Origin of the sequence: Paenibacillus allorhizoplanae, assembly GCF_927798215.1 — a bacterium.
GTDB classification, from domain to species: Bacteria; Bacillota; Bacilli; order Paenibacillales; family NBRC-103111; genus Paenibacillus_E; species Paenibacillus_E allorhizoplanae.
Genome location: NZ_CAKMMW010000026.1, coordinates 56714 through 79684, shown reverse-complemented (window position 1 = coordinate 79684; position 22971 = coordinate 56714). Strand labels below are relative to the sequence as shown.

At 45.4% G+C, this 22971-nt stretch carries 16 protein-coding genes; 12 read left to right on the top strand and 4 right to left on the bottom strand.

The window, feature by feature from the left end; genetic code table 11:
* The first annotated feature begins 56 nt into the window (after positions 1-56).
* The 7 genes from L6I86_RS29560 to L6I86_RS29530 all read left to right on the top strand — a co-directional run bounded on the left by L6I86_RS29560 (position 57) and on the right by L6I86_RS29530 (position 10018).
* On the top strand, positions 57-1847 hold the full coding sequence (locus tag L6I86_RS29560) for a sensor histidine kinase (RefSeq protein ID WP_236292055.1): 1791 nt from the start codon (positions 57-59) through the stop codon (positions 1845-1847).
* Positions 1844-3478: a response regulator gene (locus L6I86_RS29555; protein ID WP_236292053.1), complete on the top strand. Its 1635-nt coding sequence runs from the start codon at positions 1844-1846 to the stop codon at positions 3476-3478. Before L6I86_RS29560 ends, L6I86_RS29555 begins: the two co-directional genes overlap by 4 nt.
* 93 nt (positions 3479-3571) lie before the next feature.
* Positions 3572-4645 (top strand): beta-galactosidase BglB, encoded by a 1074-nt coding sequence (gene bglB / locus L6I86_RS29550; RefSeq protein ID WP_236292051.1) that lies wholly within the window; start codon positions 3572-3574, stop codon positions 4643-4645.
* Positions 4646-4682: 37 nt separating this feature from the next.
* A complete protein-coding gene (locus L6I86_RS29545; protein ID WP_236292049.1) occupies positions 4683-6086 on the top strand; it encodes a Sapep family Mn(2+)-dependent dipeptidase in 1404 nt (467 codons plus the stop codon).
* Between the two features lie 196 nt (positions 6087-6282).
* The gene (locus L6I86_RS29540) at positions 6283-7242 is read left to right on the top strand and encodes an ABC transporter permease (protein WP_236292048.1); all 960 of its coding nucleotides are present in this window, start codon (positions 6283-6285) and stop codon (positions 7240-7242) included.
* Between the two features lie 27 nt (positions 7243-7269).
* A complete protein-coding gene (locus tag L6I86_RS29535; RefSeq protein ID WP_236292046.1) occupies positions 7270-8190 on the top strand; it encodes a carbohydrate ABC transporter permease in 921 nt (306 codons plus the stop codon).
* A gap of 178 nt (positions 8191-8368) precedes the next feature.
* Entirely contained in the window at positions 8369-10018 is a 1650-nt protein-coding gene (locus L6I86_RS29530; protein ID WP_236292044.1) for an extracellular solute-binding protein, read from the top strand.
* Between the two features lie 72 nt (positions 10019-10090).
* Here L6I86_RS29530 and L6I86_RS29525 read toward each other — a convergent pair whose 3' ends face one another.
* Positions 10091-10669: a TetR/AcrR family transcriptional regulator gene (locus L6I86_RS29525; RefSeq protein ID WP_236292042.1), complete on the bottom strand. Its 579-nt coding sequence runs from the start codon at positions 10667-10669 to the stop codon at positions 10091-10093.
* A 230-nt stretch (positions 10670-10899) separates the two neighbouring features.
* On the opposite strand from L6I86_RS29525, the gene L6I86_RS29520 reads away from it, so the two are divergent.
* The 3 genes from L6I86_RS29520 (at position 10900) to L6I86_RS29510 (ending at position 15346) form a co-directional block, all read left to right on the top strand.
* Entirely contained in the window at positions 10900-12393 is a 1494-nt protein-coding gene (locus tag L6I86_RS29520) for a DHA2 family efflux MFS transporter permease subunit (RefSeq protein ID WP_236292040.1), read from the top strand.
* Positions 12394-12568: 175 nt separating this feature from the next.
* Positions 12569-14011, top strand: coding sequence for a SulP family inorganic anion transporter (locus L6I86_RS29515; RefSeq protein ID WP_236292111.1), 1443 nt, complete (start codon positions 12569-12571; stop codon positions 14009-14011).
* Between the two features lie 27 nt (positions 14012-14038).
* Positions 14039-15346, top strand: coding sequence for a voltage-gated chloride channel family protein (locus tag L6I86_RS29510; RefSeq protein ID WP_236292038.1), 1308 nt, complete (start codon positions 14039-14041; stop codon positions 15344-15346).
* A 192-nt stretch (positions 15347-15538) separates the two neighbouring features.
* Here L6I86_RS29510 and L6I86_RS29505 read toward each other — a convergent pair whose 3' ends face one another.
* From L6I86_RS29505 to L6I86_RS29495, 3 genes are all read right to left on the bottom strand, one after another.
* A complete protein-coding gene (locus L6I86_RS29505) occupies positions 15539-16231 on the bottom strand; it encodes an MBL fold metallo-hydrolase (protein ID WP_236292036.1) in 693 nt (230 codons plus the stop codon).
* Between the two features lie 264 nt (positions 16232-16495).
* Positions 16496-17122, bottom strand: a complete 627-nt coding sequence (locus L6I86_RS29500; protein WP_236292034.1) for a hypothetical protein — start codon at positions 17120-17122, stop codon at positions 16496-16498.
* Between the two features lie 178 nt (positions 17123-17300).
* Positions 17301-18014, bottom strand: a complete 714-nt coding sequence (locus L6I86_RS29495; RefSeq protein WP_056618071.1) for a response regulator transcription factor — start codon at positions 18012-18014, stop codon at positions 17301-17303.
* A gap of 299 nt (positions 18015-18313) precedes the next feature.
* Here L6I86_RS29495 and L6I86_RS29490 point away from each other — a divergent pair, with 299 nt between their 5' ends.
* Together L6I86_RS29490 and L6I86_RS29485 are read left to right on the top strand one after the other, a co-directional pair.
* Complete coding sequence (locus tag L6I86_RS29490) at positions 18314-19552, top strand: GGDEF/EAL domain-containing response regulator (protein ID WP_236292032.1); 1239 nt, start codon at positions 18314-18316, stop codon at positions 19550-19552.
* A 77-nt stretch (positions 19553-19629) separates the two neighbouring features.
* Positions 19630-22884 carry a response regulator gene (locus tag L6I86_RS29485; protein WP_236292031.1) on the top strand — a complete coding sequence of 1085 codons (3255 nt, stop codon included), beginning with the start codon at positions 19630-19632 and terminating at the stop codon, positions 22882-22884.
* Positions 22885-22971: the final 87 nt, after the last annotated feature.

Here is a 22971-nt window from a genome sequence, read left to right as displayed (position 1 = left end):
TGCGTGAGCTGTTGGCTCACGCACTTGCCATTCCATCCGAATGCAGGTGAAGTTGTTTGTCTAATGTCGTTTCTAAATTTCTGAATTTGAAGCTGCGTACGAAGTTTCTGCTGTCCTTTACAGTGATCATCTTATTAACAGTGCTGATGATTAGCTTCGTTAATTACTATGTTTCTGTCCGTGTCATTAAACAGAATACGTCCGTTTATTCTCAATATTTAATCGAACAAATAGGGATTAACCTCGAGAAACGGACCAAGGACATCGAGGAGCATGTATTCCAACAATTCCGTAATTCCACGCTGAATAGGACGCTAGGTATTCCTGAAGATGCAAGTGAATCCGATTTGTATATCAAGAATAAGGTCATTAGTGAGTTTATGAAAGATTTAGTGTTTTCCAAAGATTATTATTTGTCGGTTATGGTCGTCGATACGGCAGGTAACCCCTACGGGTTCGAACGCAGTGCGACTCAAAACTACAACAAAGATCTGATGAACCTGGATATCGAGAAGATTAAGGATCAGCGTGGCCGCACATCCTGGGTTCCGGGAAATAGCAACGTTATCTTCATGGAGAAGGCTGTATATGATGTTACGTCTAGCCGTTATGTGGGCATTATTATCGTTGGTGTGGACATTAATCTGATCGGCAGCATCTACACGAATGTGGACGAACTTACGAAGGGGAACATCGTCATCCTGAATGAGGGATTGGAGCCGCTGATGTTCGACAGGCTTGTTTCCGAGCCAACCCGCTATTTCATCGAAAACAAGATGTACGCTCAGAAGCCCAGTCTCAATGAGGGTTTTCAGTTTAAAGGGCAGACGTACATTTCTACTATAATTTCTACACCCTATGACAAGTGGATGATTATCCAAGTCATCGCTGTTAACGAATTAACACGTGGCACAGAAGTCATCAAATTGTGGACATTAAGCACCATTCTTGTCTCGCTATTGCTAGCGTTCATCCTAGCGGTGATCATTTCTAGAAACATTACAGGAAACGTTCGACTGCTGCTCCAGAGCATGACCCACTTCTCTGTGGACTTCACCCATAAGGTCATCGTTCCGAGAAGCAGAGACGAGGTAGGGTTACTAGCGGAGAAATTCAATTCGATGGCTCAGAAGATCAGCGAGTTAATTCACACCGTCTATGAGGAGAAGCTGCTAAAGCAAAAGGCGGAGTATCGCACGCTGCAATTCGAATATAAGGCGCTGCAAGCCCAGATTGATCCCCATTTTCTCTATAATACACTGGAGTCGATTCATAGCTTAGCCAAGCTGCGTGGCGACGAACAAGTGAGTGAGATGATCTACCTGCTCGGTAAGCTGCTGAGAGAGAGTATCAGTAAGAAGGGGGATATTATTTACCTGCAGGAAGAAGTGGACTTTATTAGGAGTTATTTATCTATTCATCAAATTATCTATGGCAATCGAATAGAGGTTAATTACTATTTTGACAAGAGCCTGATGGCCTTTAGGGTTCCTAAATTCATTCTGCAGCCACTCGTAGAAAATTCGATCAAACATGGCATTGAAGAGAAGGTAGGTAAAGGAATAGTCAGTATTGGCTGCTGGATGAAGGAAGACGTTCTGTATCTCGAAGTGTCCGATAACGGCGTAGGCATCGATGAAGAAACGAAGGAACACTTGCTCGACCCACCAGAGCACTCGAAACTGAAACAGAAAGATAAGCATACGAACGTCGGGATTATCAGTGTGCACAAAAGGATTCAAATACTATTTGGAGAAGCATACGGCTTAAGCATTATGAGTGAAATGGATCAGGGGACAACGATTCGGATTCGTCTTCCAATCCTAACGGAGGAGGGCTCCAGATGACATACAAAGTAGTAGTGATAGACGATAAACCGCTGATTCGGCAAGCGATTGTGCAAACGATCGCCTGGGATAAGCTCAATTGCACCGTAGTCGGTCAAGCGGAGGATGGTATTGAAGGTCAGCGTTTAATTACGGAGCTGCAGCCAGATATTCTCGTAACGGATATCAAAATGCCTGGCTTAAGCGGGCTCGATTTAGCTGAACAGATGAGTACGGGCTTTCCTTTGGCCAAAACCATTCTTATAACTGGCTACCAGGATTTTGAATATGCGAAGCGGGCTGTCCGGCTCGGTGTATTCGATTTTATCGTCAAACCGATTAACTACGAAGAACTAAGCCGAGTAATTGGGGGCGCTGTAGAAGAGATTGATAACAAGCGCAGAGAGAATGAGCATACGGTCAAGATTACCTCTGCTTTCGTCGAGTTAGAGAAGCAACATATCGATGCCATGCCCTCGCTTAGAAGCAAACTGATCGGAGATTTGATTACAGGGACAGACGACATGCAGGAACAGGTGAAGAAACTTGATATTCTGTATAGTCGATACGTTGTGCAAATTGTCCGTACAGCTAATAGAAGTGATCAGTCAAGTGCAGCGAACGCTGTTAAGTATAAGCAGCAGATGCAACTCCGCCTATCCGAACAAGCGCATGAGTTGACTGCGAAGCGTGATTTCTATGTTATTGAGTCTCTGCGGAATAACGATCTTATATTTGTATGTCTGTTCCCTAAGGTAATGTCGCAGAGGGAGTATAGAATGAAGCTGCAGAACTTCTGCAACGAGTTTATTGATATAGCCCATGTGGGGGAGCAGATTTCCTGTCAAATCGCAGTTAGTTCCGTGTACAAATCACTTCTTGAGCTGCCGGAAGCTTTCCGAGAAGCTTCTATGATTATGGACTCAAGCTTTTTCCGGATGGAGGAAAGTGTGTTATTTCCGGATCATAACCAGCAAGAGAAGGAACTCGGGAAATATTCGATTATTCAGGATTTAGAGCAATTCAACCAAATGTTGGAGGACAAATCCAGCGAAGATGTGATGGCTTATTTGGAGCGTTTTCTACAACAAATTACCGCTTATAGTGAAGGGAATATCCTTGTCGTGAAGGGCTTGCTCTCCGAGGTTTGTCTTGCGGTGGCACGCTACTATTTCCGTGTAACTGGCGATGAGTTCGGTCTTGGTAAAAGCATCGACCAAATTCTCGAGGATGTCTACCGGCTGACGAGTATGAAGGAAGCCTCTACCTACCTCACAACGTTTATTGGGACGATTAAAAAGAAGCTAGAAGGCGGGGATAAGGTATATAGCCTTGTTGTAAAGAAGGTCATCGATTACATCAACAGCCATATCGCCGATACCATTAACTTGACGTCAACCGCTGAGCATTTTGGTCTGAGCTCGAGTTATCTAAGCAGGTTGCTGCGTACAGAAACCGGTATTAATTTCGTAGACCTTGTCTCTAAGGCTCGAATTGAAACCGCCAAGCGTCTGCTAATGGATCCCAAAAATAAGGTGAATGAAGTAGGAGAAATGGTAGGGTATAAGGAATACGCCTATTTCTATCAGGTTTTTAAGAGGCTTGAAGGTCAATCGCCTAAAGAATATAAGAACAGAGGTAAAGAAATCTAATAAAAGGGTAAGATTCTCGTATGTAAACTGCTGGACGTGTGCGATACATTATGGTTACAAGCACTTTATAGTGCGTACTAGGAGGTGCTTACCGTGACTATCGCGCAAATACAGCGGCAAGAGATAGAGATCTTGATTCATAAAGTCATTAGCGGAATGAAAAATCTGGAAGCAACAATCCAGGAAGACACGCTAGTCAGCATCATTACAATGGATAAATGGGACTGGTCCCAGGGAGTCGGCTTGTTCTCTCTCTACTTGTATTACAAGGAAACCCAGAATTGTGATGTGTTTACGTATTTAACCGATTGGTTCGACAGTCGGATCCGCGAGGGGCTCCCTCCGAAGAACGTCAATACGATGTGTCCGCTGCTTACTTTAAGCTACTTGTACGAAGAAACACGTAATCCAGAGTATTTGCGGATATGTGAAGAGTGGGTTAGTTATGCGGCAGATGAGATGCCCCGAACGCCTGAGTTTGGGATCACGCACGAGACGATCGATAATGCGAATGAAGGCGAGTTGTGGGACGATACGCTCTATATGACAGCGCTGTTCATGGGCAGAATGGGTATTTTGTTGGCAAAGGATCATTATGTACAAGAAAGCATTCGACAGTTCCTTGTCCATCTCAAGTATTTGACGGATAAAAAAACAGGACTATTCTTTCATGGCTGGAGTTTCATGGAGGGGCATAATTTCGCGGAAGCGCTCTGGGGTCGCGGTAATGCGTGGTATACAGCAGGGCTGGTCGACTACTTGGATATCGTCAAGATACCGCTAGGCGTGGAAGTATTCCTGCTTTCTTCACTAGAACGTCAGATTCAGAAGCTGACTGAGCTGCAAAGGCCAAGCGGGATGTGGACGACATTGCTGAACGATCCGACATCCTATGAGGAGACCTCAGCAACTGCGGGTTTCGCATACGGCATTCTAAAGGCTGTTCGCAAAGGTTATATCAGCGAAGTCTACAAAGAAGTTGGGTTGAAGGCGCTGCAAGCAGTCATGAATAAGGTTGATGCAAAAGGAGCCGTTCACGGCGTATCTTACGGAACGCGTATGGGGCGTACGCTACAGTTCTATCGCGAAATCCCGGTATGTCCGATGCCCTATGGGCAATCGATGACATTGCTGATGTTGGTGGAAAGCCTTCATCATGTCGAATGACTATTGGAAGTGAATGTGGGAAGGTGGGGGTACACACATGATCATTGGGAAGGAAATCCACAAGTATCGGGATGCAATCACGGTTGGAATTTCTGAACTTGTACAAATAAGAAGCATCATGGGTACTCCGGAGCCAGGAAAACCGTTCGGGGCTGGAGTCGATCGTGCTTTGCAATATATGCTCAGTCTGGCTGAATCCTTAGGGTTCGAAGTGACCAATGTGGACGGGTATGCAGGTCATGCCGAATACGGTCAAGGCGAGGAGATCGCTGCTGTGCTTGTTCATCTGGATACAGTAGAAGAAGGGGAGGGATGGACGTTCCCACCGCTCGGCGGCCTCATCGAGAATGGTAGGATCATTGGAAGAGGTGCATCTGATAACAAAGGACCAGCTGTAGTCGCTCTCTATGCGCTGAAAACGCTGATGGATCTAGGCATTACCGGCAATCGCCGTCTCCGCTTGATCTTTGGTACGAATGAGGAGGAGAGTGGCATGAAAGACCTCGACTACTATTTCGGGAGGGAGCAGCTTCCGGTTATGGCATTTGCGCCTGATGCTGGCTACCCTATTTTTAATGTGGAAATGGGCAGTATGAACGTGGTGTTCTCCAGTGAACAAGAGTCATCTTCCACGAAAACTCAGCTGACGATCTTGTCTCTGAAGGGTGGTAACATGCTAACTCTCATTCCGGAGACTTGCACGGCGTCGCTTTCTCTGGCACAGCTCACCGATAGCCAGGTGGCAAACTTTCACGCTGCGGTTAACCTTCAGACCAATTTGTCAGTCACATACGACGGTAGTAGTGTAATGGTATTAACAGCAGGAAGCGAGTTGCTGGCTGACAGTCCAACAGGCTCGCGAAATGCCATCGTGAATATGGTTACTTTCCTATGTGGACAAGGACTGACTACCAATTGGGACAGCCTCTTGCACTTCCTACATAGTAAGATTGGCGCAGAGAAAGGCGGACAGTCGCTCGGTATTGCTTGTAGCGATAGCTTCTCAGGCGCGTTGGTTGTTTATTTGCGCACCATTTCCTGTGATCTCCATCGTGCGGAAGCACTATGTAATATTCGGTATCCGGTCAGTCATGACGGAGCTGGTATATTATCTGCGGTTGATGGTCTAGCAGGCAAGCATGGCGTCCGTACAGAATTGACCCGACATCTGCATCCCGTGTATGTGCCAGAAACCCATCCGGTCATTGTCAGGCTAAGCCGCGCTTACAAGAAAATCACCGGTGATGAAGCCGTGCTGCTGCGTATGGGCGCCGGCACCTATGCCCGTAAAATGCGGAACAATGGTGTCGCATTCGGTGCGGGGCTGACTGGTGGCGTCGACACCCATGTACATCAAGCAGACGAGTTCGTCTTTATTGATGATATGATGCAGCATGCCGAAATCTGCTTACAGGGCATGTATGAATTATTGATCGATTGACCGAGCGAAAGAGATTATATAGATGAAGTAAAGAAAACTAATAAAAAGTAAAATTTCTAGCATGTCAATCATTTTCACAAGCGAGTACACTTGCAACATGCCTAGAAGAATAGGCTGTGGCTGTGTTATCAAATATTTCACCTGTATAGAAAACGCTTTCGTTAAGGGGTTCGCATTTGGAGAAAGGAGCAAGGGTATGGAAGTACAATCTCAGAAACGCCATGTAATTGCACAGACGGACAGTAAACCAAGAAACGCTTTTACAAAAGAGCTGTTCAAAAATTACGATTTGTACTTACTGCTTGTCCCGGGCATTATCTTCTTCTTTGTATTTTGCTATATTCCGATGTTCGGGCTTGTCGTTGCGTTTAAGGATTATAACATCTTCAAAGGGATCCTCGATTCGGATTGGATAGGTCTGCATCATTTCAAGGAGATGCTACAGATTCAAGATTTCTATCGGATCGTCCGCAACACCCTACTACTTAACGTTCTAGGCCTAATTGTGGGATTCCCAGCACCGATTATTCTGGCGCTAATGCTAAATGAAATCAGGGCGAAATATTTTAAGAAAATATCGCAATCGCTACTGTATTTGCCACACTTTATGTCATGGGTCATCATGGGCGGGATTATTTATAATCTACTTTCCCCGAAATATGGGATCGTCAATAGTATGATGAGATTCTTCGGGATGGAAGAGATCTATTTCATGATTGAGGAGACCTGGTGGGTCATCATATACACATTGTCCAGCGTATGGGCAGGAGCGGGATGGGGAACGATTATTTATCTTGCCGCGATGACGATGATCGATCCTTCCTTGTACGAAGCAGCTGTCATGGATGGTGCAGGCAGATGGAAGAAAATCATACATATTACGCTGCCAGGAATTATGCCTACGGTGATTATCCTGTTGATCCTCAATATCGGTCATATGGTATCCATCGGTTTTGAGCATCCTTTTGCCTTACAGAATCCTGTTGTTACGAATATTTCGGAGGTTATTAGCACATACGTGTATTCTTCGGGAATTAAACAGGGGCAATTCGGAATTACGACGGCCATCGGGATGTCGCAATCCATTATTAATCTTATTCTTGTGCTTGGTGCGAATTATTTTGCCAAGCGTCTCGGTAAAGAAGGACTTTGGTAAAATTCAAAGGAGTAGGAGGCTAGAGATATGGCGGCTACTGCACACAAACATGGAAATAGACGCGGCTTATTCGGCAAGTACTCGGGATGGGACATAAGCTTTAACATCTTTAATTATACGCTGCTCATCCTATTCACCTTCATATGTATATTTCCCTTCATTAATACATTAGCAAATGCCTTCAGCAGCAGCCACGCCATTCAGACGGGGAAAGTTGTGCTTTGGCCTGTCGAATTTCAGCTTGATGCGATGAAATCGGTCGTCACAGATTCCAATATCATCAGATCGTTAGGGGTAACCATCTATATCACGGTAGTCGGTACTGCGCTTAACATGATATTCTCGATAACAACGGCTTATCCCCTCTCCAGGAAGGACCTGAAGGGACGCAAATATTTTATGAATTTCATGATTGTGACCATGGTTTTCAGCGGAGGTATGATTCCCAGCTACTTGTTGATTAAGTCGCTAGGGCTGTTGAACAGCTTATGGGCGTTAATGCTTCCAGGTTTAATCAGCGCGTTTAACGTTATTATTATGAAATCTTTTTTTCAGGATCTCCCTGAAGAGCTGCGCGAGGCGGCCGTTATGGATGGCTGTGGCAATTTGCGATACCTAGCACAGGTCGTGCTTCCCCTATCTGGTGCCGTATTGGCAACGATCAGTCTGTTTTATGCGGTCGGTCATTGGAACGCCTATTTTGCAGCCGTCTTGTACATCGACGATTCGGCGCTCTATACGTTACAGGTGAAACTGAGGAACATATTGCTGCTTGCCCAGATGGATACCTCTTTGGAAACGATGCAATCGTTGGATAATCTCAACGTCATAGAGGAGTCACTGAAGGGAGCCACGATTGTCTTCGCGACGGTTCCGATTCTCATCGTATACCCATTCCTGCAAAAGTATTTTGTGAAGGGGTCGTTCCTCGGATCAGTTAAAGGATGAAGCACAAAGGTGAATAACAAAAAAACTATCAAAATGTCAAAATTATCGAATAGAATCACATGCTGAAAACGCCTATATTTACAATGCAAGCGCTTAAATTACATGCATTCCCAACCAGATATGGGTGAAATCCCAATACAACGAGTAGGCCTATAATGAATACTAGGGAGGAAGCATTATGGTAAAGGTACTTAAAAAAGGGGTATTAGGAAGTATGACGGTTATACTCATGCTTTCGGGTTTCTTGGTTGCTTGCTCCAACAAAGATGAGGGCGGAAGCACAGCAACAACTTCACCAAGTGGCAGTAACACAACAACACCGAGTAAGGAACCTGAGAAGCCAGCCAAAATCCGTGTCACATTGTGGGACCGCTCCAATGCGCCAGAGGGTCAAAACCTAGGCAATAACCCGATTATTAAATATGTCATCGATGAAACGAAGAAGGTTGGTCTCGACGTGGAATTCGTCTCCCTGCCTAGAGCGCAGGAATCGGAGAAACTGAACGTATGGATGGCATCCGGGGAAGCACCTGACATTATTTTAACCTACTCCATGGATACGATCTTCAAATACGCGGAACAAGGTGGATTATGGGAGTTGGATTCTTATCTAGCCAAGTATCCAGACTTGATTAAGAATAACAAACTAGCACTTGACCAAGTGGGTATGTACAAAGGTAAGCGATATGCGATTCCTGCTCTGAAGGCGAACACATACTCCGGTCCCAACATGAAGATTCGTAAAGACTGGCTAGATGCGCTAGGGATGAAGAATCCGACTACGAACGAAGAATTATATCAGGTACTGAAAGCCTTTAAAGAGAAAGACCCTGGCAACGTAGGGAAAGACAAAGTGATCCCATGGGCGCTCCCTGCAATCAACCAATCTATGAAAGCATTCTACTATGGTCCTATGTTTGGCTTCGGTGTCAATATGGACGGCCCGAGTAATCAGTTCTATGCACCAGATGGCAACTATAAGAATGGTGTCTTCACCTCTTCTGTTGCTACGCCTGAAGGAAAAGCTTATTACCAATGGATGAATAAAGTGTACAAAGAGGGTCTGATTTCCAAGGAATTCGTCACGGATGTGAGCTCTCAGCAATTTACGCAACAGGTTAATAGTGGTGTTGCCGGCTTCGTAGATTCCAATGACACACCTTGGAACCTGAATGTGGCTACACGTAAATCGGTCCCAACAGCAACTTGGGTACCTGTAGAACCATTCAAACGTCCGGATGGAACTCAGCTTATGTCAAAAGTATCGGATTTCTCGATGCTTGTCGCTGTTCCGAAATCCAGCAAGAATCCGGATGCTGTCTTGAAGTATCTGAACTGGATGGTTGAACCGAAGAATCTTGCGACCGTTCAAAGCGGAATTGAGGGAGTAAACTGGAAGGATGACGGTGGCGTTAAAGTCCAGATCGATCCTGAACTGAATAAGAAAACTACGTGGGTATCTCTAGCGGGTGACCTTGCCATTGTTCAACAAGGGGGACCAGCATTAAACAAAGAACAGCTCCTTAAGTCAGTAGCCCTCTCACTTCCGGACGAGAAGCAGAGAGAAGAATACGCCAATTCATTCGTTACTTATTATGAGATTTTCAAGAAATACGGCAAACCGAACACGGTGATTGACTCACCTCGTCCTGTAGCCCAGAAGACCGTAGCAGCCATCGAGAAGAGCCTGTATGAAGGGGTTTCCAAAGTGATTATTTCTACGGATTTCGAGAAGACGTATGCGGAGATGCTTGCCTCTTGGGAAAGAGCTGGCGGAAAAGATTACGACAAAGAGATTAGCGAAGCTTATAAAACGATGAAGAAGTAAATGTATGCAGGGGAGCGAACAGATTTCTGGTTCGCTCCTTTGTTATTTTACTATACCCGCATAATTGTAGGGTTATTCTGGTTTGGGCAGATGCAGGAGCTCCGCAAGCTGTGCAGCCAAGAATACTGGTGTGTAGGGTAAATCGTTGCGAAGCCAGAAAACAATCGTACCAATGATAGCTGAGGATCCGTACCAGATTGTAATATCTTTCTTAACCTTCAGATTGACAGTTGAGGACGCTTCTAGCTTGTCCATGCGAATCGTGATAAAATCAGCCATCAGCTTCATAAGCCGTTCCGTGAAAACAGGAATACGTTTGGAAGCAAGAAGAACTTTATAGAAATTTGAATTTTCCGCGATATGTTCAAGCATATTCAGGAGGATCTGACTAGTAAAACCAGGTGGGTCCGGAGCTTCCTGAAAGATAGCTTGGATTTCGTTAATCATCTCTTCAGCCAACTTATCAATCATATCGGGAATGTCTTTATAATGAAGATAGAAGGTGACGCGGTTGATCGTCGCTCGCTCCGCAATGCGATTCACGGTGATTTTCTCAACTTCAAGCTCCTGAAGTAATTCAATAAATGCTTCTCGGATCAAAAGCCTCGTACGAAGCACGCGGGGATCTGTTCGTTGTACTTTTGTTGTCATAATATAAAGCACTTCCTTCTTTCCTTAGGGTAGACGACAATCGCTGTAAGATTTGTGGATTATGTATGGAGTAGACGACACATTAATCAAAACTGTTAACTAATATACATTTATAAAAAAGCTGTTGCTTGTGAACATGAGGATTGATGACTATAATACTATTTACATAAAGTTTATTATACAACACATTGTCAATTAGTTAGAAATTGAATTTGAAAGGAATATGTGAAATGAGTAAAATTGCTGCATTTGATCCTAGTTCCATTAAGAAAGGTCCCTTATTATTCGTTATGATTCTGGGGGCATTCATCGCCGTTCTAAATCAGACGATTATGAGCGTTGCCTTACCGCCACTCATGGTCGAATTCAATATTGCCGCTTCAACAGGACAATGGTTGACCACTGGTTATATGTTGGTTAACGGTGTTTTGATTCCAATAACTGCGTTCCTGATGCAACGCTTTACGACGCGGGAGCTGTTCCAAGCGTCCATGATTATTTTCCTCATTGGTACCATTGTATCAGCTGTGGCGCCAGGCTTTGAGGTATTGTTGACGGGACGTTTGATTCAAGCAGCTGGGGCAGGTATTATCATGCCGCTTCTTATGAATGTTATTTTGACGATCTTCCCGGCAGATAAGCGTGGAGGAGCTATGGGCATGGTTGGATTGGCAATCATTTTTGCGCCTGCAGTCGGTCCTGCTCTTGCTGGTTATATTTTGGAACATTATTCGTGGCGTACTCTTTTCTACGGCATCATACCTATTGTTGTTGTCGTCATTGCTGTTGCTTTTATCTATCTGAAAAATGTCTCTGAACGTCAATATCCCAAAATTGATATGTGGGGTGCCATTCTTTCAACGATCGGATTCGGTTTCCTTCTTTACGGCTTCAGCAGTGCTGGTGGCAAAGGCTGGTCCAGTGCGGAAGTTATCGTATCTATTATTGTTGGTGTAGTTGCCTTAATTCTATTTACATGGCGTCAACTAGTTATCAAAGAACCACTATTAGATCTTAGAGCTTTTAAACACAACATGTTTACACTGACAACGTTAATTAACATTGCAGTTACCATGGTTATGTATGCCGATATGATGCTGCTTCCGTTGTATTTGCAAAATGCTCGCGGCTATACCGCGTTGGAATCAGGTATCCTTATGCTCCCAGGCGCACTTCTTATGGGCTTGATGATGCCAGTAGCTGGTAAGCTGTTCGATAAATTCGGAGCGAAGTGGTTGTCCATTATCGGTATGGTCATTACGATCGTAACCACACTTGGATTCATTAATTTGACGGATTCTACAAGTTATACGTATTTAGTTCTTATGTCCACAGGACGACGTTTTGGTATGGCGCTATTCTTAATGCCGATCACGACGGCGGGACTCAATCAATTGCCTGCTAGGCTGAATGCGCATGGTACCGCGATTTCCAATACGATCAAGCAAGTAGCTGGCGGCGTCGGTACGGCACTATTGATCACCGTTATGACGACTAGAACCAAATCTCATGTCATCGAGTTAATGACGGCTGGTAAAACAGCGACGGCTACGAAGGAAATGATTAAAGAAGCATCTATCCAGGGGATTAATGATTCTTATCTCGTTATTATTGGTATCGGGGTTGTTGGTTTGATTCTTTCCTTCTTCATCAAACGTGTAGGTCAAGCGCAGGAAGAAGAAACAGAAGTTGTTACCAATCGCAAACCAGTTAGTGCATCGTAAGATAAATAAAAAGTTCTCGATTAAGTGCAGTACGCTCCTTGGAGTGTGCTGTGCTTTTTCTTTTTAATCTAGAGGGATGTCGAACATTTGTGTATAATGAGACAAGTTGACGACGGACCCGACTTTTCTGAGACTGAAAGGTCAAGAAGTACATGGAAGGAGTGGAGATAAGTTGTTGGTTCAGAAGTTTAAAATAGCATGGTTCTCGAACGTTCGTAAGGATGTCCTCGCAGGCATAACGGTCGCTTTAGCGCTGATTCCTGAGGCTATTGCCTTTTCGATCTTAGCGGGGGTGGACCCGATGGTTGGGTTGTACGCTTCTTTTTGTATTGCAGTTACGATATCTATTGTAGGCGGGCGTAGAGGAATGATTTCGGCGGCAACTGGGGCTATGGCTTCGTTGATGGGGCCAGTTGTGGCGAAATACGGGATCGAGTATTTATTCGCCGCGACGATACTTACCGGGGTTCTTCAGTATGTGATGGGGCTTTTGAAATTTGGTAGATTCATTACATTTATCCCCCATTCGGTCATGATGGGATTCGTGAATGCATTGGCGATCATTATTTTCATGGCGCAGTTCCCCAGCTTCCAAGGGGCGAATTGGCAAATGCTGCTAATGATTGCCGGTACACTTCTCATTATCTATATATTGCCGAGATTCACACAGGCGGTACCCTCTCCGCTCGTGGCTATTATTGTTATGACGATTATTTCCATGAGTCTGCATCTAGATCTTCGGACCGTAGGGGATATGGGCAAAATCACACAAGAGCTGCCATTTTTCCATATTCCACAAATTGATTTGTCGTTAGAGCTGGTCTGGCGTATGCTGCCGTTCTCCTTAGCCCTTGCGGTTGTCGGTATGACGGAATCCCTGATGACGGCCACGATTGTAGATGAAATGACGGAAACCAAAAGCGATAAAAATAAAGAGGTAAAAGGCCAAGGAATCGCGAATGTGGTCTCAGGGTTGTTCGGCGGGATGGCAGGCTGTGCGATGATCGGGCAAACTGTTATTAATGTGAAATCCGGAGGGAGAGCACGGTTATCGACGTTCGTTTCCGGGGTGTTTCTGCTCTTCCTTATTCTTGTTCTCGGCGATGTCGTTCGGCAAATTCCGATGGGGGCGCTGGTTGGCGTGATGTTCATGGTGTCCATCGGGACCTTCGATTGGAGCTCGCTTCGAACGTTAGCTAGAATTCCGCGGAGCGATGCCTTGATTATGATCGTTACGGTTGCTATCGTGTTGGCTACTTCAGATTTGGCAATAGGTGTTGTATCTGGCGTGCTATTAAGTGCATTGGTGTATGGCTGGCGATCCGCAAGAATCAAGGCTCACGCGAGTATGGGGAAGAATGGTTCCAAAGTGTATCGGATAACGGGACAGCTGTTCTTCGGTACAATGGCACATTTTGTAGAGCTTTTCGATTATAAAAATGACCCGGAAGATATTGTCATCGATTTCAGCTCATCTCATGTATGGGATCATTCGGCTGTGACGGCGATTGCCAAAGCCATAAAAAGATACGAGCAAATCAATAAAACCGTAACGATTATTGGCTTGAACGCGGAAAGCAAGCATCTGATGGATCGAGTCGGACCCTTGCAACATTAGGCCTTTCAATGAGGGGTGAAAATTACGATGAAACATCGTCTAAAGGTACTCGCAGAGCATGCCGCTACATTCCTACATGTTGCATTAATAGGTTCATTCATCAAATGGATTTTCTATGGAAGCCTAGTTGGCATTGTGACAGGTTCGGCTTCTGCGCTGTTCTTAGCCAGCTTAGACTTTGTTACCGAGAAACGATTGAACCATCCATGGTTGTTGTTCCTTCTACCTCTAGGCGGGGCGCTGATGGCTTATGTCTATCTGAAAATAGGCAAAAATTCGGGCAGGGGGAATAACCTGATCCTCGAACAGCTGCATGATGGCAAGGAAGCGATTCCTTTCCGGATGGCACCGTTGGTTCTCATAGGGACACTTGTCACGCATGTATTTGGCGGATCAGCAGGTCGCGAAGGGACGGCTGTTCAAATGGGGGGAAGCTTCGCCGAATGGATCGGGCGCATCTTCCGAGTGGACGAAGCTGATCGGAAAATCCTGCTCATGTGCGGCATTAGCAGCGGGTTTGGCTCCGTTTTTGGGACGCCGCTTGCGGGAACCGTCTTTGGCTTGGAAGTAGTCGCCATTGGGATGGTGAGGTATCAAGCGTTGATCCCCTGTTTTATTGCCAGCTTGGTGGCCCATCTCGTTACCATGGCATGGGGGATTCAGCATATTCACTATGCGATGGGGATCGTGCCTGAGTTATCCACAGGTGTTATATTCAAGGTCGTGTTGGCATCGATCTTATTCGGTTTAGCCAGCATCCTCTTCAGCGAGCTTACCCATGGGATGAAAAAGCTGTACACTCGGCTATTCGCGAACCCGGTGCTGCGAGCCTTTATCGGCGGTCTTGTGATTATTGCACTTGTTGCGGTATTCAGAACGAGGGACTATTTGGGGCTGGGCATTCCTTTGCTGCAGCAAGCTTTTGAAGAGCCGGTAGCTCACTTCGCCTTCTTATGGAAAACGCTGTTCACCGCGCTTACCCTTGGTGCTGGTTATCTCGGCGGGGAAGTGACCCCGCTGTTCGTGATTGGCGCTACACTGGGCAATTCGCTAGCCGATCTGTTGGGGCTCTCCGCACCATTCTTAGCGGCGCTGGGGCTGATCGCCGTATTCAGCGGCGCGACGAACACGCCGCTAGCATGCTTCATCATGGGCGTGGAGCTGTTCGGATCCGAGGGGATCCTTTACATGTTCATGGCGTGCATCGTGAGCTATCTGTTCTCCGGCCACTCAGGAATCTACACGTCACAGCGAATCGGATTGTCCAAATCGAGAGGACATGCTGTGCCTGAGGGAGCCACATTGGCTTCGATCAAGGTGAAGAAGAAAGAATGAAAATAGGTCGTCCTGTCAGTAGATGCTTCTACTCGGGGCGGCTTGTTTTATTGAAATTGAATTAGTCCGATTTCTCCGAACTAAAACGGGGATTGTTTGAGAAAAAGGGGAAATAGTCCGATTCTGCCGAAATATTTCCCACATTCCTCGCATTAGTCGAAATAATCGACTATCTCCTCTGCCGCACCAAACCTACGCCCACTTGGCTCGAAACGTTTGCGATGCCTTCTCGAGCAAAGGCTTGCCGTGGCCGAAGCAAGCGACATTGAACTCCGCCTTCCCTAGGCGGATTAAGTCCTGCTTCGCTTGCGCGAAGTTCTCGTGGCCAATGCTCCAGCCAAGGCCCATCATATTGGCCGCTGCATCCGCGGCGAACATCACGCCGCCTTGCTTCGGCAGCAGCAAGGCGAATTGCCCTGCGCTATGCGCGGGAGCAGGGATTGTTTGCAAACCAGCAGCGAAATCTAGCGTGTCATTCGCTTTCAGATAGCCGTCGATAGGAAAAGTTTCTATCGGCGTTTCTTTAATGAATAAACGGAACAACAGTTTATTTATGAGCCCAGGCGTTGCCGTCAGCGGACGCTGCGGCTGCCCCTTCTCGACGATCGGCGCATCCACTTCGCTGATATAGATCTTCACATGCGGAACCTCTCGCTTCAGTGCAGCTGTACTACCTACGTGGTCCGGATGACCATGCGTAAGTAGAATGGTTTTCAAGTCAGACGGCTTATGGCCGATGGCTTGAATTCCCTCCAGGATTTTGGGAGCACTTCCTGGTGTACCGGTGTCAATCAGAATAAGCCCATCCTCAGCTTGGATCAAGTAAGCATTAACGGTCCCAAGTGGTAACCAGTAAACGCCTGTAACAACTTGTTGAACTTTCATCTTCATTCTCCTCTCCCAAATAAAGATAACTAGTAACTAGCTGTAATAACCCTCGTTTATATTTAGTTTACCTAAATAATAGGACAGAGAAATAGATGGTTAATAAAATACCTAAACGAGGTCATTACCAGGAAATGACCCCGTTTAGGGCTGGTTCTATCGCAGATAGGTTCCTTTAAGTCTCCTTACACCCCATACACGGCTAGCTTCTGATCTTAGAAGATGTTGAAATCTATAAACGCATATTCCTCGTGTTGAATTTACTTAGATTAGCCCTGTTAAGGAAGTGGATTCCAACGTGTGCGGCATGAATTTAGAAGCCCCTGATTTGAACAATCCTGCTAGAATAACACAGTGCAAGGCAATAATATCCTGCACCCATAAGGGTTTCGAAGGGGAATCAGCGGCAAAAGTATGAAACTCTTGAAGGGCCAATTGCTGCGCAAAAAGAAGGAAATCCTCACGTAAGCAATAGCGATCCTGTTCAAGCTCAACGGCTGATTGTTGAAGGGAATGAAGTCCTCTGCCGATACAAGCGAAAGTCTGTAAGGTAGGCGGCAGGCGACAAGACAGCCATTTGATACACAATGCGATCTGCCTTTGGTTAGGAGCTTTCCGTAAATTGAATTGATGATTCAGATCGAGGATGCCGTTGGGAATGACATGGAGGTTTTCAAGTGAGGAGCTCAAGATATGTATATGGTTTTCCCCCACATGTATGATGTCGAGATGGTTTGGGATTCCGGCAGCCCAGACAGGCTTCTTCTGAGCGACTAGATGATCTTCTGTTCCATGCTTATCGTGCTCGGTGCTGTCAGCTAATAAATCGGATAATTCGTTCTTTTCTTGACCTAGCGTATCTAGCTTCCTCATGTACTTATCATTGTGCATTCGAATACCTCACCTGTAAGTTACATAGTTATAGTTACCGCCCGCGGCAGCGGTTCAGAATTCAAATGATAAAGGAATAATACTGGAAGGTCAACCCATTTTTTACTAATTTTAATAATAAAAACAAAAAAATAAGACCCAATCCAATCTTGGATCAGGTCAATATGTAATTGGCTTTTTAGATGACAAATTTATATCCTACGCCCCATACGGTCTTAATATATTTTGGCTCTTTGGGATTGACCTCGATTTTCCTGCGCAAGTTCGTAATATGTACATCAATCGCCCGCTCATTTATGTAGGAGTCGAATCCGCGTAATGCATTGATCAGGTCTTCGCGACGGTATACCCGTTCAGGATGTTCAACTAGCAATCGAATGAGCTCAAACTCGGAGAAGGTCATTTCGATCGATTCACCTCGTACGTGCAAGGTTCGTTTCTCTAAATTAATTTGGAGCTCCATGGCGGGAACGGTAATCCGTTGGCGTATCGGGGTAGGAGTAGCAAGTTGCTGCTCAGCGGGTAGTTCCTTTTTGAAGCGGCGTAATAGGACTTGGATGCGGGCCTTCATTTCATGCATACTGAATGGTTTGCATAAATAATCATCGGCACCAACGGTAAAGGCTTCGATTTTCTCGCTGACTTTGGAATTAGAAGAGATGATAATAATCGGAACAGGTGTTAGTCCTCGTAAGGAATTGCATAGCTCTGTACCTTCAAAGTCTGGAAGAATAAGATCAAGTAGAATCAGATCGGGTTGGAAATTGTGTAAGGCCGTTAGACCCTCCTGTCCATTGTGGCACCTGAGAACTAAGAAATCTTCCTCCTTCAGATACATGCAGATCATCTCACCAATAATATCATCGTCCTCAATTAATAGAACTCTGTCCATTAGAAGTTCCCCCTAACGCATAGTTTTCTAATTTGATATTCGTAAAAGTGATGAGGTGAGTGATGTTGCTAATATTTAGCTAATAATTCTATTATACGCTGTCGAATTTTAAGAGTAAACCGTTTTCATCAAGGAAATTTAAAAAAATGTTAGTAAAATATTAGCGAAAAGGAGGCGCAAAATTCATAAGATTTAAGTAAGTAACCTAATAAGTGGAAAGTATACTGGTAGTATAAGTAAGAATGGCTTGAAGAGGTGGCGGGGGAATGAGTCTGATAGGCAGGCATGGAGTACTACTAGTGAGTAGGTTGGAACGAACGCAGGGGGTCATTGCGACCATATTAAAGCAGGATGAACAGCTTATTCTATCAAGAGTTGTAGCAGATGGCAGTGCTGCATTAGCATGTGTGTTTCGCGACAGGCCGGACTTGATTCTCATTGATATGGACTTACCTGATTTAATGGGACTTTCGGCACTTCAATTAATCATGGACCATAGTCCTATTCCTGTGATCATATTAAGTACACTGACATCAGAAGGCTCGGCTCAAACGATCCAAGCGATGCGTTTTGGCGCAGTCGATTATTTCCATAAAGAGATGTTAGTTTCGGGTTTGGAAGGAGAAGGGGTCGTCACCTATTTCCTCGAACGTTGCAAGCTTGCCGTTCAAAATGGCGTTAAAGGCGTGTATCCTGCAACGACACACCCAGACGGATACATGGACAGTTTGCAGCCTGGCGCTCCGTTAATCAATGGCGCTTTGCTGCAGAGACGGATGGATATTGAAATGCATCTTCGACATGCCATCACGAAGAAAGAATTTAATCTTGTCTATCAACCTGTTGTTGATATTAGTACGAGCTGTGTTGTTGGGATGGAATGTCTTCTTCGCTGGGACAACGTTGATGTCGGCTTTGTCCCGCCTTCGGAATTCATTTCGATTGCAGAAGAAAGCGGGCTGATCCACGAGATTGGGGAGTGGGTGCTGCGAGAAGCGTGTAGACAGAATCGGAAATGGCAGCTTGCGGGCTTGCCGCCGATGTTTGTAGCTGTCAATTTATCGCGCAAACAGTTTAATGATTGTCGCTTAAGCGGGATCATTGCAGCGATCCTCCAGGAAACCGGCTTAGAGCCCAATTACTTAGAAATAGAAATTACAGAGAGCTTAAGTGTGGATGCCAGACTAGCCGCGGATACACTTGGGAAACTCAAAGAGCTGGGTCTGCGCATTGCCATGGATGATTTCGGAACGGGCTATAGCTCGCTTGGCTACTTGCGTGACCTCCCAGTGGATAAAATAAAGATAGATCAATCTTTTATTAAAGGGTTACAACACGGCCAAGTGAACGCAATCATCGTGAGTACCATGCTCGCAATGGCGAACCAATTGAACCTCTCTGTGGTTGCAGAAGGCGTTGAAACCGAAGAAGAATTGCAGGTGCTGCGCGAGTATGGCTGCCGCTTCGTTCAAGGTTATTATTTTAGCAAACCAGTGGAAGTTAGACATATTGAAGAAATGTTGTATCAACTAGCCTAAATGAAATGATAGAATAATGTAGGATAAGTTAGAAGCGTATCCTCACTAGAGTCAGAAACGGGTTGGTGATTGCTCTGTTGCGTGATTTGATTGTCAATTTTGCGTTAATAACGGTCTTTGTCGTAGTTGTGGAACATTTCTTTCTTTTCATGAAGCTGGATCAGAGGCCAACCTGGTTGCATAAAGTCTATATCGGATTGGCACATGGTGCGCTTGTGGTCGTCTTGATGAATTTCAGTATTCAAATGGCGCCACAGGTGAGTTTGAATTTCCGTGGTGTCGGTTTGCTGCTAGCTGCCTATATGGGAGGAATGCTTTCTCTATTCATTACGTTTGCTTGTGTGTGGATAGCTAGATTTGTCGTGGAAGGTGCGATTTCTTTGCCGCTTTTGTTAATTGGTATTGCAGCGATTACTGGAACTGGCATCATTTTTGCCCAAGTAAAAGCGTATTGGATGAGATGGCTGTATGCGTCTACGTTCTTTTTTGTCTTTTATTATGCCATGTTGTGGCTCGTATTCGGGACATCACTGGATGTTATCTGGAAATACATCAGCTATCAGTTAATGTGTGTTTTTGTAATCGCTTGCTTCATGCGATATTTGCTTCGAAATCGGGAATATAAGGGGCAGATTCGGCAGGTGGAGGAAGAGCTGCTTGATATGCTGCGTTTTCAACCAGGATTCACATTCAAGCTTCATAAGCATCGCGACGAATTCGTGTATATCGTTATTGAAGGACAGCTGCTGCAGATGCTAGGCATGAAACCAAGTCAGTTTATTGGCAAGAAAGTAAGTGAAGTGAAAGTATTTAATGAATCTTTTCTGGCTCGTATCCAGCAATATTATGAGAGGGCTTGGCAGGGTGAACGTGTCAATTACGAGTATGACTACAACGGTTTTACAATCCTAGTCAGTCTACAGCCCATCTACAAAAATGGTTATGTGATTGAGTTGATCGGTTCTGCGTGTGATGTTACGGAGCAACGCGCTGCTTTAATAAAAGCAAGAACTAGGGATGAACAGTATCGGACTTTGGTAGAAAACTCGGAAGATTTCATATTTCGATTTCGATTGGATGGTACGATTGCCTCGTCCAATAGTAAGATGTATCTTACGTATCAGTTGGATGCCGACCAAGTGAAAGGTAAGCTCTTAACAGAATTGGTCCAAATGGACGATACGGAGACATGGGAAAAAGGGTTCGAGCAAACCATTCTGGAGCGGAAAACGCAACAGTTCGGTATTCACCTCCTGCATCCGGATGGGTCCGAGCATGCCTATAATGTGACGTTATCGCCTCTATTCACGGAAGGTGAGAAGGAAATTGATGGTGTGACGGGGACAGTCCATGATATTACGGATCTGAAGAAGCGGGAAGAAGCGGATCAGTCCAACAGGGCTAAGAGTCAGTTCTTAGCTAGGATGAGTCATGAAATACGTACGCCGCTCAACGGGATCATCGGTTTGTCTTTGCTTTTACAAAGGACAGAGCTAACTACCATTCAGCAGGATTATTTAAGCAAAATTGATTCCTCCTCTAACGTTCTGCTGGCTACGATTAACGATATTCTTGACTTCTCGAAACTTGAAGCGGGTAAAATGTCACTAGAAACGGTAGATTTCTCTCTGGAGGCATCACTCCAAAAGGTAGCTGATCTTACGAGTGTATCGTTAGGCAAGAACCGAATCGAGATCATACTCGAAACGTCGGAGGATCTGCCTGATCTCGTCAGTGGAGATCCGTTTCGCTTAGAGCAAGTGCTCATTAATCTAACGAATAACGCCATTAAGTTTACCAAGAGAGGTTATTTGCGATTGAAAGTCGCGCTAGAAGAAAGGTCAGATGAGGGTTACTTACTCTCGTTCGCCATGGAGGATACGGGCATCGGAATCTCTAAGGAGCAGCTCTCGAAGCTCTTTGTTCCGTTCTCACAAGCAGATACGTCGATGAGTCGGCGATATGGGGGAACAGGCTTAGGACTTGTCATCTGCCAACACTTAGTACAATCCATGGGCGGTGTCTTGCAAGTGGAGTCCACCCTTGGCCAAGGCAGCCGATTCTATTTCAACTTAATGCTAGGGAAAGCGCGTGCTGAAGAGGCCGTGCAGCCAAATATTATACAGACCAGGCTTAGTTCTTGTCAGAGTCAACGAATTCGGATTGCCGAAGATCATCCTCTTGTTGCTAAGCATATCGCGGAATTACTCGGAGCGATGTACTTGGAGACAGATCACGTAGCGACAGCGTCGGAATTGGTGGCTGCGTTAGAAAAAGATGCGTGGAACGACTCGCCGGTTGACTATGTGCTTCTCGATATGCAAATGGAAGATCTCGAGTATCAAGATGGGTTAGAACGAGTGATTGCACCTATTGACCGTTCACGTACGAAGATAATTGCGTATTCGACACTGGCTGGCAGGGAATGGATGTCAGGGTTGCCAGAGGCTTTGCAAGCGGATGTCGTACTCGTGAAGCCAGTAAGCAGAGCGAATCTGAAACTGGCTATGGAGGGACTTGCTCAGAGGGAGTTCCGAACAGTTGTAGCAGAAACTACTCCGATGGCTCACACGGAGGCCGAGCGGGCAACGGAGTCCAAAGGGAACATTCTCGTGGTAGAGGACAATGAGATCAATGAGCTCGTTATCTCTGAGCAATTGAAGCAATTGGGCTATCATACGGTGATCGCACGGAATGGCCTTGAAGCTTTAGAATTAGCTGACAGCCAGACGTGGAAGCTGATTCTCATGGATATACATATGCCAGAGATGGATGGCTATGAGGCTACACAGAAGCTGAGACAGCGCAAACATTTGAATCTCGTGCCTATCGTAGCACTCACAGCGAATATGCTTATGCAGGATCGCATGCAGCTACTGAAGCTGGGCATGAATGATTTGCTCATTAAACCGATTACGGAACGGCAGCTGACAGATATGTTAGGGAAATGGAATCAATTGAGCTTGTTGAACCAATACCCAGGAGTGGGTGTGGAGCAATTGCTGCGGAATATTGATCAGAAGCTGCATATTTTCCAGTATATGATGGAGAAATTTAAGCAGGATTATTCTCACTTCTATGATCAGCTGATCCCATTTATAGATGGCGGGGAGCTTGTTGCCGTTAAAAGGAAGATCCACACCCTGAAAGGGATCGCTGTGAATTTCTATGCAGATGCGCTGGTGACGGAAGTACTCGTTATGGAGAAGGAGCTGGAGAATGGCATCCATCCACAGGAAGCCTTACACATTCTGAAGCAAATTCAGCATGAGATCGACGTAATTCTTGGACAGGGCAACAGTCCCGCCATTGTGTTAAGTGAAGCTCATTGAGCATGTGAAAAATGCAGACGATGAGGCCTGATGTTGACGTTGATACCGAGTAAGCCGGTCGACGTACATCAGGCATCTATTTTTTCG